This is a genomic window from Aliivibrio sp. S4MY1, assembly GCF_028765545.1.
Classification (GTDB): Bacteria; Pseudomonadota; Gammaproteobacteria; order Enterobacterales; family Vibrionaceae; genus Aliivibrio.
Genome location: NZ_JARACP010000022.1, coordinates 26,653 through 39,430, shown reverse-complemented (window position 1 = coordinate 39,430; position 12,778 = coordinate 26,653). Strand labels below are relative to the sequence as shown.

Below are 12,778 nucleotides of genomic sequence, written 5' to 3'. Positions count from 1 at the left end.
AACTCAATGAATAACGAGTGTCTTCATTTCTTCTAATGTGAATATGTGGAATGTTTTTCGGTGATCGTCCGTCAGAGTGATACGTGATCCATTCATGTTGACGTAAGTGATGTTGTTAAAGCGATTGGTGAGGGCAATTTTGGTTTTACTGTCAGGAACCACGTAGATGACTTTGGACCAATATTTATTTTTCTTGGCCAGTAGATGGCTTTTCAATATTTCTTGGTATCGCGGTTTGGTTTTTAGTGTTCGCTCTGTTTCTATCGCAATGGTGTGGCCGTTGGGGGCGATGATCAATGCGTCAGGTCGGTGAGGAACAGGATATTTTTTTCTAAAGGTGTAACGGTCGGCGTTTTGCCAATGTGACCAGCCATTGCGTTCTAAATAAATCCGAACTTCTTGATTCATCAAGTGATGGATCATTGTCCATGTTTTTATTTTTGAAGGTTCAAAGTGCTGAAAGTCATCGGTATCTTTAGCGTCCGCGGTTTGTATCATGCCATCGATGGTGATCCCCCATATTTTGACTTTTATGTCTCTAAACCCGTATTCAAATTTTTCGATAAGCCCGATGGACTTCATTTTTTTTAAGAGAAGGTCTAATGGTTGTCGTTTTTTATAATTTAGTAACAACATAAGGTTGGGAATGTCGCTGTAGGTTTCTTGTTTTAAATAATTCAAGACCAGCGTTTGTTTTTCTGAGTAACGTTCGGCTCTTTTTTTAGGGTCAGAAATGATCATCCATCATCCTTTATTTGATTGGCTTTTTCTTAATTTATGAAAATCAATACAGGTGGTATTCACGGTTTCTAATAAGTGAGCCAGTTGATTGAGTACGCCTATTTGATAAGCTTGTTTTTGTTGGCTGTTGAGCTCGCCATTAAATAAGGCTTTGTTTAGATCAATAATAAAAACGTCCATGGCCATGAATATTTTCACGAGCATGGTATTTTCTGGACTGAGTTTGTCTTGATGGATCGTGAACTCATAGTCGTTGTTAGGCGTAAACACTCGTAATTCAATTGGGTCAATCCCATCATTGAACACTGAGGATTGTTTTTTGATTGAGAGTCGAAACGCTCGCAGATCATTTCCTATTTTTTCAATCACCTTTTTTGCGAACAGGGTTGATATGGTTTGATCGTTTCGAGTGGAAAACGCGTAGACAGAAAAGATACTACTGAAAATAAACTGGCCATCAATGGGCTTTCTTTTTGTGCTTGGTGTCAGTAAATCGTGTTGCCATAGCAGAGCCAGTTTTTTATTGTGGAATTTCATTCTTGTTTTTCCTTTTGTGTTAATTGATTAAATAAGTCATCCACTGTTTTCTCGCACTCTTCGATAGTGGGTGTTTCTTCACTTTCTGCTGGCTCTTCCTGCTCTTCTGAGTCAGATACGCCAAAATCATAATTGCTTTCATCGTCGTCCTCTTCACTTGCAAAAGGATCGGATGGTGCCACCGAAGAGTCTTCTTCTGATGGCTCTGTATCAGAGTCATGCTGGCTCGCCTCTTCGGTGGTACTGATGTCAAAATTGTCATCATTCAGATCATCCAAAGGCGTTAATGATGGAACCTCTTCACTATTCATATTGTGAAAAACTAAGGTTTCTTTTTTCACTTTGATTGGTGAAATGAGTGATGGTCTTGGGGGCTCGTTTGGGGTGAAGATGTAGCTCACAAAGGGCGGTAAACTTTGCAGCATATTGGTATCAACCAAGGCTCTTTCTGCTAATCGAACGCTGCGCTCATTGGTGATGTTTTCGGTTAAGACGCGACTGTTTTCAATTTGTTTGGTTTCATCATCAACTAAAATAGTGCCTGACATTTTAGATACCCATTCGGCGGTCTCTGGATCTTGAAGTTTGTACACCAATTTGAATTTGGTGTTTTCAACCACGGCACCCACAACGGCTTCACCGTTTAAGTCGGCGGGGCAGTCTTTTAAATCGGCAACGGATTGGTGTGCCATGATGATGTGAACGCCTTTATCACGAGCGGCGCCTAATCCTTCAAGTGCCGCTTTGGATAAATGGTATTTTAATTCATCTAAGAAAATGGCGATGGGCCTTGGTTTTGTTTTTACGCGATCACGCTCTTCGGCAAGTTGAAACAGTCGAATTAAGATCATGCGCTGGGCGATGATTATTTTACTGTTACGCAGTGAGCCGATGATGTAGCAGCAGCCGCCATTATCAAAAATATCTTTGAGGTTTAATCCGCCAATGGCATTGATTGATTTAATCAACGCTAGCTCTTCCATTTTTCCATAAAAGGCTTTTACTTTTTCAGCGAGAGATTGAACATGCTCACTATTAAATAGCGCTTCAATGGATCTTATTTCATCGTCACTGGCTAAGAACGGCGCTTCACGAGCTGCCTTTCTGTCATCGATACGATAGAAGTCGGCGATGTCCCCTTTTTCAGCCAAACTTAATCCCGCGACGAGTAATTCTTCGATTTGATCTTTGTTGATACCCGCAAAGAGATCGAGTTGATATTCTTTAAGGTTCAGATCGATTAAGTAGAACGGTTTGCCCGCTTGCTCACACGCATACTTAAATAAGTGTGGCGCCCATTCGTCGTTTTTTGGATCTAAAACAAAGACACCTTCGTCAGCCATGATGCTTTGATAAAGCAGCATTCCTGATGCAACGCCTTTACCTGCGCCCGTCGTTCCTAAAATATCGGCGTGTTGTTTTTGCCAGTCACCCATTGGGATGTATTGCGGTTGTTGATGGCGATCTAATCCGACAAACATTCCCTTATTAATATCGATGAAATCAAGGGGATCGTATTCCACGGTATCAGGTAAAAACTGACGGATGTTTCTGACGTCGGTTCTCTCTTCTCGAACCAGCGATGACTTCTTGGTTAAGTCGGTTTTCAGTTTGTTTTTTAACGGTGAAAGTTGACGGCGAACGAAAACATGAAGAAACAAACCAAGGAATAAACTTGGCCATAATAAATACGCTTGCCATGAATATTCGATACTCACAATCTGAGTCAGTTGTGATCGTTGGATCCAAACTAATAACGTTGGGATCGTTATGTTTGAGATCGTTCCAAAGATAAAAAACAAAACAGAAGTAGCGATAATCGCTCGACGAAAAATACTTTCGTCTTTGTCCGTTTTGGGTTTATCAAAGTAGAGGGTTGGTAAGCCAACCCCAGCGATAAAAGAGAGAAACCAGCCCCACGTATCGGTGAATGAATAGAGCGCCGAGCCTGTGAGTATGGCGATTTTAAACAGCATAAATTCGATGTGTTCAAGCATAGTAAATTCTTTCCTATAAATGTTCTTGTCGGTGTCTGCATTCGGTGTTTATCCTCGGTGTTTCTGTCACACCGAGAGCTGACACCGAGGGTTAACATCGAGAGTGGAGAAAGAGAAAAGCAAGAAGGAGCACTCGCAAGCGAGCTAGAGATACAGAAAAAACGTGTTTTTTCAGTCTTTTAAGGTCAAGGTCAACAGAAATCTCCCCTCTGTCCTGAACGTCCGACAGGGAGCAAGTCAAGAGCGCGCAAAACCGTATCGCTACGCGAGACCAAGCCCCTTTTGAAGGTGATTTACGCTCTTTTTGGCCGTGTCGTTCCTAACTTGCTCAAAAATAGCCTAATCAACTACCAAAACGGGCTTGGTCTCGTGTTACTCAACGGTTGTGCGGGGCAAGCCCCCAAAATAAAACGCCTCTGGGGAGGCTCGTGCTTTACGCTGGGGCTACACGTTTATTTCGGCTCCCCCGTCTAACTTGGTTTCGCGGGGCTCAACGCGGCGTTAGATGCTGCGCACTGAAAAAAGAATTAGCAATTTCGCTTCGCTCCTCCCCCCACGATGGGGGACGCTTTCAGCGATTGAATCCTTTTTTAAGCAGGGCAAACTAGAACTCCTTTGGCGCACGGCGCGTCGTCGTTAAGTTTGAAAAGCAGTTCACCTTCCTTCGCTTAGGCTCGTAATTTTCACTCAAGCATTCAAGCCATTTAACAATCCTTAAGGATTGAAATGTGGCTTTCATTTTATGTATGAAGTCATCTGTTTGTTATTCGCTAATGTCTGGTTTCTTTGTGAAAAGAGCAGAGCAAAAAAGCAAAAGAGACGAGAGAGAAAAGCGGGAGGTAGAGCGATGAAGAGCGAGATAAAAAGACAGAAAGAGCGATAGAAAAGCAAAAGCGAACATCAAAATAAATGATCGTTCATTTCATTTTTTCGTGTGCTTATTTTCTGTTAATGTGCTTTGGTTTTTTGATTTAAAGTTGCTGTTAAGGATGTCTTTTTCAAATCGTTGCAGTCGTTCTTTTTCTTGCAACCCTTGCTCAGAAGTCTCATCACATCCAGTAATGAGACGTTCCATGATGGCTTCAAATTTTCCTAGTGCCCCTTCCATTTGCTCTGGTGTAATTGAGTGAAGTTCGTTATCAATATCATTGATTGTGAGTATGTTATCTTGCTCTGCTCTCATGATGTAGCCCTTACATTAACGTGCTAAAAAATCGGTTAACTTACTGCCATTATGAATGGCTTGTTTGATGATGTTTGGCATATCACCTTTACCATTCCACTGTTTTTTCTCACCGTCTTTTTCATAATGATAAATGAGTTCAGTTTGTGCTGTGGCTGTTTTCTTTTTGGCTTTTGGTTTGCCTGCCATGATTTTAGACAGCGCCTCAAAATCAATGCCTTTATCAATGATTTGTTGTTTGAATAGCTCAAGCTCTTGCAATTTTATGGCGTCTTCTTCGGCTTTTTTTCGGTGTATTTCTTTGATTTCGTCGCTTACTAAAATGACATTGGCAAGTAAGGTTTCTATTTGCTCAGGTGTTGCTTCATTCAGTGTTTTATGAAGAGTACGAGTGTTTAATAGCGTTTTTAATAATGGATTCATAAGTGTTCCTTTTGAGTTTTATTGATTAGTTTCAAACTAAGAAAAATTGATGGCACCAGAAGCGATGCCATAATCGACGATACATTCCATCATGCTTTTTGGCATTTGTTCGTCATTAAAAAGGTAGTGAATACCTTTTTCATTGTGTTTACCTTTTGGATAAAAACGCCTTGTGGTTCGACTGTTTTTATCCACATTAACGCCACTTAAAAACGGGGGAAGACCAAGATCGAAATAAGGTTGATTATCTTCAGCGGTGACGTGTTTGAGTAACCATTGGATGTATCTTGAGGTTAAAACAAAACTGTGTTGGCTCTCAGGTGAATGTTTTCCTGTGAAAGCAATTATTCCGCCTTTTTCTATTTTAAAAGTGAGTTCAGAAAAGCGATGAGGTCTTGATGGTTTGGAAAGTAATGTCCAATTAGAACGTAGTGTATAAACGCCTTTCGATTCTTTTTGAGCGTAAATTTCAGCGACACCTTCAAAGTCCATCTCATCATAATGATGACGGAGTGAAGCCATGATAAATGTATCACCAACATGCATGTCTCTTAGTCTTGCTAACCAATACATGGGTAAGTGGCAGCGTTTTAAAAACGTGTGGCCAGAGAGTCGAGCTTTAACATTGTGGCGCTCTTTCTCATGCTCTTGCTCTCTTTCTGTATAGTGTTGCTCTAGTGCTTCCAATTCTTGCTCATCAAGAATTTCAGCGTCATTAATGAGTGCATTTGTCATTAGGTTACTCCTTGAACTGTTTTGATTTTCGAGTCACTTCACATTCATTTCGTTTCCATTTGTTGAACTCAATGAGCATCACGTACAGTGAAATAGGATGATTTTATTGAGAATAAAAATGGTAAGTGAATGTGCTTATGTTCCGTTTTCTTATGTTTTTAACGGCAGTAAAATGTCATACACAATGAATGCATTAACGGACAATGCTTCAATGTATCGCCATATTTATCTGGTGTGTTTAGTGAAAGAGGACGGGGAGCAATTGCATGTTATTGGTGGTTTTTTTATTAAAATAAACCTTCATCGAGAAGATGAAGTGTATCTCTCAATGTTGACTCAATGCTGTTTACGTATGGATGGTTTGGAGAATGCGTTGTCTGACAGTACTTCATTTTTGTCATTGAAATTAAAGATTGAAGGTGTTCAAACGATCAATGAAGAGGAAGGCATTAGTTTGATGAAGTATCAATATCAGCAGTTAGTTACTCATGGTATTACTTCGTTTAAGGGAGTGATCCATTCTTATTCTTGCGCTTTTAGTATATGAAGTTGCTTTATGCTGGATTTCCCCTGTTTCTTAGTGCTTGAATGAAGTCTCGTTATGGTGAAGACAGAAAAGAGCGATAGAAAAGCAAACATCAAATGAAATGATCGTTCATTTCTTCGCTCACCATAATGAATTTTGATAAGCCATCATTCAGGTGTTCTGGTGTGGCTTCACTAAGTCCCGCTCGCAAACTGCGAGGGGAACTTAGTGTTTTAAAATGGATTCATAATTTATTTCTCAATAGTGGTATTTACTTTATTTAGTAAAAGTTGATTGCGGTAGGTTGATGTTGGTTTATTTATGAGTTTATTAAACAAAAGCGGTTCAAATTCAATTGTCTTTTTATAAATAATCGTTCCATCATTATCAGAAACACTTAAGTCCATTGTTTCTGTTAAATGATGAGTCTCGGTATTTAAATGGCGCTTGTGAGATAAAAAGCAGAAAGTAGGAGTGATGTATTTTCCTTTACTTTCGAATTTGTTTTTTTCATCAAATGTGGCACTTGGATAGCATTTTATTAATGCTTCTTTCATTTCATCATCTTCTATTTTACAAAATAGAAGTGGTGTGGCATTGGTGTTGTAAATAAATGTCCATGGAAGATTTAACTCTGTAGAGCCTGCATACCACCATCCTTCATTATTTAGATAGTCATTAAGCATGGTTTGAATGTATTTGGGAGGAAGTTCAATACCAATGCTTTTTTGGAAGCACCAAACAATACGGTCAAACTCAGTACGTAATAGTTCTAATAGTTTATTTGGTATGCGGCTTTTGGTGTTGTACTTATCATTAGGTTTAGGATGTTTTTTATTTTTGGAAGCGTAAGGGCACAATTCGTAAGCTTCTTGGCTTAACTCCCCTAAGTTACTTATTTTTTTTGAAAGAAAGTGCTTACCAAAAGGCTCGGAAATATCAGTAATATTCTCATCGTTTAATTCTGTATTTTTTACGTGAAAACCAATTAATTGGATGGTGTTCTCACAGGCGGGGCAGACAGCATAATATCGTTTTATACCATCACTGCCCATTTGATTCCAAGGTGACTTTCGTTGAGTTTCTTGATTGAAATTGTCCCTCGTTAATGAATAAAAGGAGCGGTCATTTATTTTTAATTTGAAGATGTTCATCAATATCTACCTGCAATTCTGGATAACGTTGTTGGAGTTGGTTCCACCATTTCTCTTCAAGAGGAGGTATGAAGTGTTGGCGCTCTGCAATACGTACCATTTGCAGTATTGTCGTAAGCTCTAAGCCAAGAGTTTCTTGTCCATTGTTAAGTTCAAAAACTAAAGTACCATCAACATTTTCGCAATGTTTTTTTTCTATTAATTGATTCTGGGTCATTTTTATGTTCCTTGTTTGTAAATGAAATTATTTAAGAGTACGTACTGGTGGGCTCGTATTTTTTAATCAACTCAATAATATGAACAATGCTTATTTCATTGCTTCGTTTAAATCGTTATCTAAACGATTTTTTCGTGCGCCACTGTTTCAGAATTAAATCTAAAAACGGGAATGCATTTCCCATCTTTGATTTCGGTGATTTCCGTTATTCGTCTGCCGTAGTCGGCATGACGACTGGCGTGTATAAGTAGATTGACTGAGCCCATGATTTGTTTCCCTGCCAAATCAAAACTAATCAAGCCTTGGCTTGCAATGAGATATTGCAAACGTGATACCGCATCAATTGTGTTATTGGCGTGAATGGTGGTTACACATCCAGAGTGGCCCGTGTTAATTGTTTGAAGAAAAGCGTCGGCCGCAGCCGCCTTTCTGATTTCTCCAACCCAAATTCTATCGGGTCTCATACGAAGTGACGTTTCAATGAGGTTCTTCATTTCAATTTCACTGTCTTTTCGATTCGGTGCTTCCAGTGATACGCGATAGGGTAACCAATCTAAGTACAGCTCTTGAGTATCTTCACAGGTAATGATGCGCTCATTAAGTGGAATGAATCGCGCTAAGGCGCGAAGCAAGGTGGTTTTTCCTGAGCCAGTATTACCTGATACCATAATGTTACTGCCTTGCTGGATGTGTCCTTGTAAATAGACCTTCATTTCTTCGCTAAGGGCGCCATACGCAACTAATTCATCAATGCTTATAGAATCCCTTGGGGCGACACGTAACGTGATTGTCGCGCCTTGTGGTGTGACGCTTGGCAGCGTACAACACAAGCGGGAGCAATCAGGAAGACGGGCATCCATGATAGGGGACTCATCGGTTAAGGTTTGATTTAAGCATAAGGCAATTTGAGTGATTAAATTTTTAAGAGTTTGCTCTGATACAAAGGTGGTGTCGGTTTTTTCAATCTTGCCGTTGCGCTCGATGGAGATTGAATCGAACCTATCAACAAAGATTTCAGTGACACCGTCACATAAAAACCATTGTTTGAGAGGTTCAAAGTGTTTCTCTACCCATTGCCATTCGTATTGTTTAGCAATAGGAACATCACCAAAGAGCGTTGCGATGGTGTCACTCATGTTGGCCTCTTAATTAGTAGTATTGAGTTTGGCCAAACAAGTGACCATTCAAATAGACTTCGGTGTATCTAAAGGTTTGGGTGCAACCTGTTGGGTAATATGGCCCATCTTTTGAGGTTCGAGCGCATCGTCTGTCTTTTACCATGTGTTCATCAATGGTTTTGGTTTCCATACAGGTATTCTTACCTTGACGGATGCATATCGTTCTTGTGGGAACATAAGCGGCAACGCCATCTTTTGAGGTGTATTTATCTCTAATTACAGACGTATCTCCAGCGGGCCTAACTTCACAGGATGGAAATGGCGGCATAGATGGTTGATGCCGTTTCGTTCTTTTCTTAAAGGCTTTCTTTGCGTCCCCGCAGCCTTCACCAAATCCAGTCGGTAAGCACATCCAAATAGCGCAATCGGCTTCGGAGGCGGCGAGTAAAGGCGGCGTATAGAGCAAGGACAAAAGCAGAGGGGGCAGCAGTAAGTAAGGTTTCATGATTGGTATCCTCGATAATAGAGCATGACTTTTTTAATGTAGTTCTGTGTTTCTTTAAACGGGGGAACGCCCCCGTATTTTCTTACGTTGCCTTCGCCCGCGTTATACGCAGCAAGGGCCAATTCAATGGAATCGTATTGTTTTAATAGGCGAGCTAACAACGCCGTACCAGTATGAATATTTTGCTCAGGATTGAATGGGTCAATGTGAGTGGAGTTCATGTCCATTAACTGCATTAAGCCCTTTGCCCCTTTAGGGCTAACGGCTCTGTGATTGAAATTGCTTTCTTGCCTGATGATGGCCAGAACCAAGGCACTAGGTACGCCGTAATACTGACTGCTTCTTGCAATAGCATCACAATGACGAGTGCATTTAGGAACGGTTTGTTTTCGGTTGTAGCTCGATGTCCAGCCATTGTAATTTCGCGCACCGGTGGATGTGGTATTTTCAGGTGCAGCAAAAGCGAGAGGCGAAAGAGTGCATAGCATTAGCCAGTAGGCAAATACCGTTATATTGATGTTCATGGGGTAAGTCCTTTGGGCTAACGTCGCTTCGCTTTGTTGCACTCAAACACCCCAATTATCATTCTGATAATCGTGAATTTGAGCGTGAAGGTAAACGCAGTGTGTATTGGTGCCAGCGAGTTAATGGCAATGATTGAAGGCTTGGTGTTCGTAATAGGTATTTTTGAAACGCCAATAAGCAGCATGCCCATGGTTTTGTATAGAATGGGATGGTTTTACTTTCTAGCTCAATGCCTTTTTGTTTTAACTTGTACTGAAAAAATAACGTACTTCTTACTCTTTTTTGCTTAGTAAATAGCGGTGAAGTCAATACAACCGTAGTGATACCAGCGGCTTGCAGCTCATCAAGAAGAATAAATAAATCCTGGTACACTTCTTTATCCAGTGGTTGAGATAGCGTAGCAAGATGAACCTGAACTTTCTGTTTATTCCAAGGTGATGGAACGATGGCCAATGAGTGAACATATATAGATTGAACGGTAAACCCACAGAAATAATGAAAAATCAGAAAACCAATCACAGCACCATACAATAAGTAATTTGACTCAGGCTGGGTGATAAAACACATTCCTAACAATAGAACGCCAATTCCTCCTGTTTTTTGATGACGATGATTAAGGTTGCGAATGGTTGATGGTGTGGTTTGGATTAGGTAGCTAAGAAAACTAACGCCTATCATTACAATAGGAACACTAACCAACTCAATGAAGAAGTAAAACGTAGTCATAATAAAGATGTCTCTATGTGGTAAATGACAGGCATGAAAAAAGCAAACCGATAGGCTTGCTTTGGATAAAAATATTACGGGTTATATTTTGTATTATTGAGCGTGGTTACTTTTTTGCAGGTAAATGCTGACTGATTTTTCTTTGGTAATTTTCGATTCCATTGAGCCAGTGTTTCTAAAGAGGTGTAGCCGTAAGCTTCATGTTTTTGAGCAATCAAATACATGGTGATGTGTTGCTGTGACTTAACAGTATTCATTGTTTCTTCTATGAAATAGGCGTTGATTTACAAGCCTAGAGAGCATGGGTCGCTCGTATTATGTGAAGTCGGAGTATATGCCTAATGTTAGAATTGTCATTTTCATTTTTAAGGGTGGTTAGACTATTTGGCTATAAACAAATAGTTAATATATTCATTATTAGCAGATAGAAAAAAGCGAACGATTGCGTGTGTTTATTATGTGAGCTTTTCTTAAAAGTGAGATGTTAATGCAATAAAAAAGCAAACCGACTGGTCTGCTTTTTTGTGGTTCGATTTATGATGGTTATGATCTTGTTTTGTATTCTTTATGTACGTCCATCATGGTTGATTCCTCTTTGCACTTAAAGTCAGAATCGTTGTTTTTATTAATCGCTCTATTCCATGAACCCAATTTTTCTAATGAGATAACCCCGTGTTTCTTATGGGTGGCAAATATGGATAGAAAACTGATTTTTGAGTGATTACATTTAAAATTCAAAACATTACTTTTTTCTGATTAATCCAAGACCAAGTAAGCCGATGATGGATAAGAACCCAAGACTACCGCCACTGTCACCGCCGCCTGATTCAGGGGCTGGCTTAATAGTAATTGATTCACTATCTGATAGGTGGAGAGTACCAGTACCTTCTACGGTGTAAGTACAGGTTGAGAACGGTTGAATATCCGAGGCTTGAAAACAAGTACCTCCAGTAATTGTCGCTTCACCAGAAGTGTAAGCTATATCATTTATTTGACCTGATAATGGGTCATGCAATGATTGAACTTTGATTGTGGTTGACCCATTAGAAGTATTCGCAAGAGTTGGGTAGTGCCAGCCATTTATGTTTTCTAAAATGAAGTCTTTTGCATAATGTAAGTTAGTACCGAACGTTGTCGTTGTGCCGTCATCATTACCAATAATACTTTTATTTATGGCAACAATTTGTTCATCTTTATTTAACCAAGCACCGCCTGAATCACCATCAATGCCTGAGCCTTGCCCAATAGGATTGCCGTCAATAACTTGTGGTCTTATTGAATCAAATGAGGCTTTCACGGTTGCGTAATGTAATGGCTGTTCATCGTAATTGGTTGAACCAAACCCAAATAAACGCAGTTTTTCATTGTTTGCAACGAGATTTCTATTGTTTAAATTTGCAAAATAATGAATTTGAGTGAGGTTTCTATTTGTTGGAAGCGTCCAAAGTGACACATCAACTTGCGCGCCTGATAAACTCGAATCCTTGTGATCGGCACGAGCAATACTTGACGTTGTTGTGTTGTCTGAAAAACGAATGTAATCATCGTTAGAGCAATGCGCAGCGGTTAAGATAAATTTCCCTGCAATAACGGTTCCTGTGCAGCTCATTTCTACCATGTCTTGATAGTTATTCCAATTGACAGAAGAGCCATTAGTGACAGCGTAAGCATTGCTTGAAAGCAATAAAGAGAACAACAGTTTTTTTGTAATAGTCATTTTAAATAAGCCCTTGTTTTTATTAGATCTATTATATCATTTTTTGGATTATTGAATACTTAATTATTGCGTTTGGTTTATGATCTTTTGTTCTAAGAAACCAGCGACTTATGATCGTTTAAGACGCTGATTTCTCAGCGTCTTTTTAGTGGGTTAGTTTAGTTTTGAATAAGCACTTTTTGGATGCTTATTTGAGCACTTCTAGACTCCCAATAGTAATCTCCATTGACTCGGCACTTTTCTTTTTGCTGACTATATTCTCCCATGACTTGAGAGCCTGTAAATCGTGCCCTTGCGGTTGCCGTCAAGTGACATTTCTCTGATGTAGTACTTACTTTTGAGGCAAGCACTAAACTTCCGCTGTTTCGTGGGAACGTCGTGGTTCCTTCACTGGTTTGCACCATGATCATTTTGGCATTGCTTGGAATGTTGACGGCACCTGTCGTATTTCCTGTGTAGATTGGTTTCCAGTCACCAGTTTTTTCAATGCCATGTAGTTCATCAGAGGTATAACCAACGGCTGGCGGTGGCGCAAGTGCTTTAATTTTTGCGTTGTAGGCAGATTGATCTTTTATTGCGTCTTCATAAGTGACCTTCGCGTGAGCTAAAGGGGTTAGAGTTAGAGCCAGAATACTGGCAATTAAGGTGTGTTTTAACATGGTATTTTCCTATTA

The 12,778-nt window shown here is 39.8% G+C and carries 16 protein-coding genes; 1 reads left to right on the top strand and 15 read right to left on the bottom strand.

Annotation, left to right across the window (positions count from 1 at the left end; translation table 11 throughout):
* Positions 1–3: 3 nt before the first annotated feature.
* The 6 genes from mobC to PVK71_RS18205 form a co-directional block, all read right to left on the bottom strand.
* Positions 4–741: a MobC family replication-relaxation protein gene (gene mobC / locus PVK71_RS18230; RefSeq protein WP_274420523.1), complete on the bottom strand. Its 738-nt coding sequence runs from the start codon at positions 739–741 to the stop codon at positions 4–6.
* A 3-nt stretch (positions 742–744) separates the two neighbouring features.
* Positions 745–1,278: a hypothetical protein gene (locus tag PVK71_RS18225; protein ID WP_274420522.1), complete on the bottom strand. Its 534-nt coding sequence runs from the start codon at positions 1,276–1,278 to the stop codon at positions 745–747.
* On the bottom strand, positions 1,275–3,275 hold the full coding sequence (locus PVK71_RS18220; protein WP_274420521.1) for a TraM recognition domain-containing protein: 2,001 nt from the start codon (positions 3,273–3,275) through the stop codon (positions 1,275–1,277). Before PVK71_RS18220 ends, PVK71_RS18225 begins: the two co-directional genes overlap by 4 nt.
* A 922-nt stretch (positions 3,276–4,197) precedes the next feature.
* Positions 4,198–4,458 (bottom strand): hypothetical protein, encoded by a 261-nt coding sequence (locus tag PVK71_RS18215; RefSeq protein ID WP_274420520.1) that lies wholly within the window; start codon positions 4,456–4,458, stop codon positions 4,198–4,200.
* 15 nt (positions 4,459–4,473) lie between these two features.
* Positions 4,474–4,881: an H-NS family histone-like protein gene (locus tag PVK71_RS18210; RefSeq protein ID WP_274420518.1), complete on the bottom strand. Its 408-nt coding sequence runs from the start codon at positions 4,879–4,881 to the stop codon at positions 4,474–4,476.
* A 36-nt stretch (positions 4,882–4,917) separates the two neighbouring features.
* Positions 4,918–5,616 (bottom strand): hypothetical protein, encoded by a 699-nt coding sequence (locus PVK71_RS18205; RefSeq protein WP_274420516.1) that lies wholly within the window; start codon positions 5,614–5,616, stop codon positions 4,918–4,920.
* A gap of 172 nt (positions 5,617–5,788) precedes the next feature.
* On the opposite strand from PVK71_RS18205, the gene PVK71_RS18200 reads away from it, so the two are divergent.
* Entirely contained in the window at positions 5,789–6,163 is a 375-nt protein-coding gene (locus tag PVK71_RS18200; RefSeq protein ID WP_274421881.1) for a hypothetical protein, read from the top strand.
* Positions 6,164–6,393: 230 nt separating this feature from the next.
* Here the strand turns inward: PVK71_RS18200 and PVK71_RS18195 are convergent, their stop codons facing one another.
* The 9 genes from PVK71_RS18195 to PVK71_RS18155 form a co-directional block, all read right to left on the bottom strand.
* The gene (locus PVK71_RS18195; protein ID WP_274421879.1) at positions 6,394–7,296 is read right to left on the bottom strand and encodes a hypothetical protein; all 903 of its coding nucleotides are present in this window, start codon (positions 7,294–7,296) and stop codon (positions 6,394–6,396) included.
* The gene (locus PVK71_RS18190; RefSeq protein WP_274420513.1) at positions 7,268–7,513 is read right to left on the bottom strand and encodes a hypothetical protein; all 246 of its coding nucleotides are present in this window, start codon (positions 7,511–7,513) and stop codon (positions 7,268–7,270) included. The genes PVK71_RS18195 and PVK71_RS18190 overlap by 29 nt, the downstream gene beginning before the upstream one ends.
* 119 nt (positions 7,514–7,632) lie before the next feature.
* On the bottom strand, positions 7,633–8,649 hold the full coding sequence (locus tag PVK71_RS18185) for a CpaF family protein (RefSeq protein ID WP_274420512.1): 1,017 nt from the start codon (positions 8,647–8,649) through the stop codon (positions 7,633–7,635).
* A 13-nt stretch (positions 8,650–8,662) separates the two neighbouring features.
* Complete coding sequence (locus tag PVK71_RS18180) at positions 8,663–9,136, bottom strand: hypothetical protein (RefSeq protein ID WP_146866342.1); 474 nt, start codon at positions 9,134–9,136, stop codon at positions 8,663–8,665.
* On the bottom strand, positions 9,133–9,660 hold the full coding sequence (locus tag PVK71_RS18175; protein ID WP_274420511.1) for a lytic transglycosylase domain-containing protein: 528 nt from the start codon (positions 9,658–9,660) through the stop codon (positions 9,133–9,135). The genes PVK71_RS18180 and PVK71_RS18175 overlap by 4 nt, the downstream gene beginning before the upstream one ends.
* Before the next feature lie 58 nt (positions 9,661–9,718).
* On the bottom strand, positions 9,719–10,387 hold the full coding sequence (locus tag PVK71_RS18170) for a hypothetical protein (protein ID WP_274420510.1): 669 nt from the start codon (positions 10,385–10,387) through the stop codon (positions 9,719–9,721).
* 74 nt (positions 10,388–10,461) lie between these two features.
* Positions 10,462–10,644 (bottom strand): hypothetical protein, encoded by a 183-nt coding sequence (locus tag PVK71_RS18165; protein WP_274420509.1) that lies wholly within the window; start codon positions 10,642–10,644, stop codon positions 10,462–10,464.
* Positions 10,645–11,129: 485 nt separating this feature from the next.
* Entirely contained in the window at positions 11,130–12,104 is a 975-nt protein-coding gene (locus PVK71_RS18160) for a trypsin-like serine protease (protein ID WP_274420508.1), read from the bottom strand.
* A 158-nt stretch (positions 12,105–12,262) separates the two neighbouring features.
* Entirely contained in the window at positions 12,263–12,763 is a 501-nt protein-coding gene (locus tag PVK71_RS18155) for a hypothetical protein (protein WP_274420507.1), read from the bottom strand.
* Positions 12,764–12,778: the final 15 nt, after the last annotated feature.

Bases quoted from the DNA above. Each gene is read 5' to 3' on its own strand.
- PVK71_RS18220 (WP_274420521.1), bottom strand. From the start codon at position 3,275: ATGCTTGAACACATCGAATTTATGCTGTTTAAAATCGCCATACTCACA.
- PVK71_RS18190 (WP_274420513.1), bottom strand. From the start codon at position 7,513: ATGACCCAGAATCAATTAATAGAAAAAAAACATTGCGAAAATGTTGAT.
- PVK71_RS18225 (WP_274420522.1), bottom strand. From the start codon at position 1,278: ATGAAATTCCACAATAAAAAACTGGCTCTGCTATGGCAACACGATTTA.
- PVK71_RS18185 (WP_274420512.1), bottom strand. From the start codon at position 8,649: ATGAGTGACACCATCGCAACGCTCTTTGGTGATGTTCCTATTGCTAAA.
- PVK71_RS18160 (WP_274420508.1), bottom strand. From the start codon at position 12,104: ATGACTATTACAAAAAAACTGTTGTTCTCTTTATTGCTTTCAAGCAAT.
- mobC (WP_274420523.1), bottom strand. From the start codon at position 741: ATGATCATTTCTGACCCTAAAAAAAGAGCCGAACGTTACTCAGAAAAA.
- PVK71_RS18175 (WP_274420511.1), bottom strand. From the start codon at position 9,660: ATGAACATCAATATAACGGTATTTGCCTACTGGCTAATGCTATGCACT.
- PVK71_RS18210 (WP_274420518.1), bottom strand. From the start codon at position 4,881: ATGAATCCATTATTAAAAACGCTATTAAACACTCGTACTCTTCATAAA.
- PVK71_RS18165 (WP_274420509.1), bottom strand. From the start codon at position 10,644: ATGAATACTGTTAAGTCACAGCAACACATCACCATGTATTTGATTGCT.
- PVK71_RS18155 (WP_274420507.1), bottom strand. From the start codon at position 12,763: ATGTTAAAACACACCTTAATTGCCAGTATTCTGGCTCTAACTCTAACC.
- PVK71_RS18180 (WP_146866342.1), bottom strand. From the start codon at position 9,136: ATGAAACCTTACTTACTGCTGCCCCCTCTGCTTTTGTCCTTGCTCTAT.
- PVK71_RS18195 (WP_274421879.1), bottom strand. From the start codon at position 7,296: ATGAACATCTTCAAATTAAAAATAAATGACCGCTCCTTTTATTCATTA.
- PVK71_RS18200 (WP_274421881.1), top strand. From the start codon at position 5,789: ATGTCATACACAATGAATGCATTAACGGACAATGCTTCAATGTATCGC.
- PVK71_RS18170 (WP_274420510.1), bottom strand. From the start codon at position 10,387: ATGACTACGTTTTACTTCTTCATTGAGTTGGTTAGTGTTCCTATTGTA.
- PVK71_RS18205 (WP_274420516.1), bottom strand. From the start codon at position 5,616: ATGACAAATGCACTCATTAATGACGCTGAAATTCTTGATGAGCAAGAA.
- PVK71_RS18215 (WP_274420520.1), bottom strand. From the start codon at position 4,458: ATGAGAGCAGAGCAAGATAACATACTCACAATCAATGATATTGATAAC.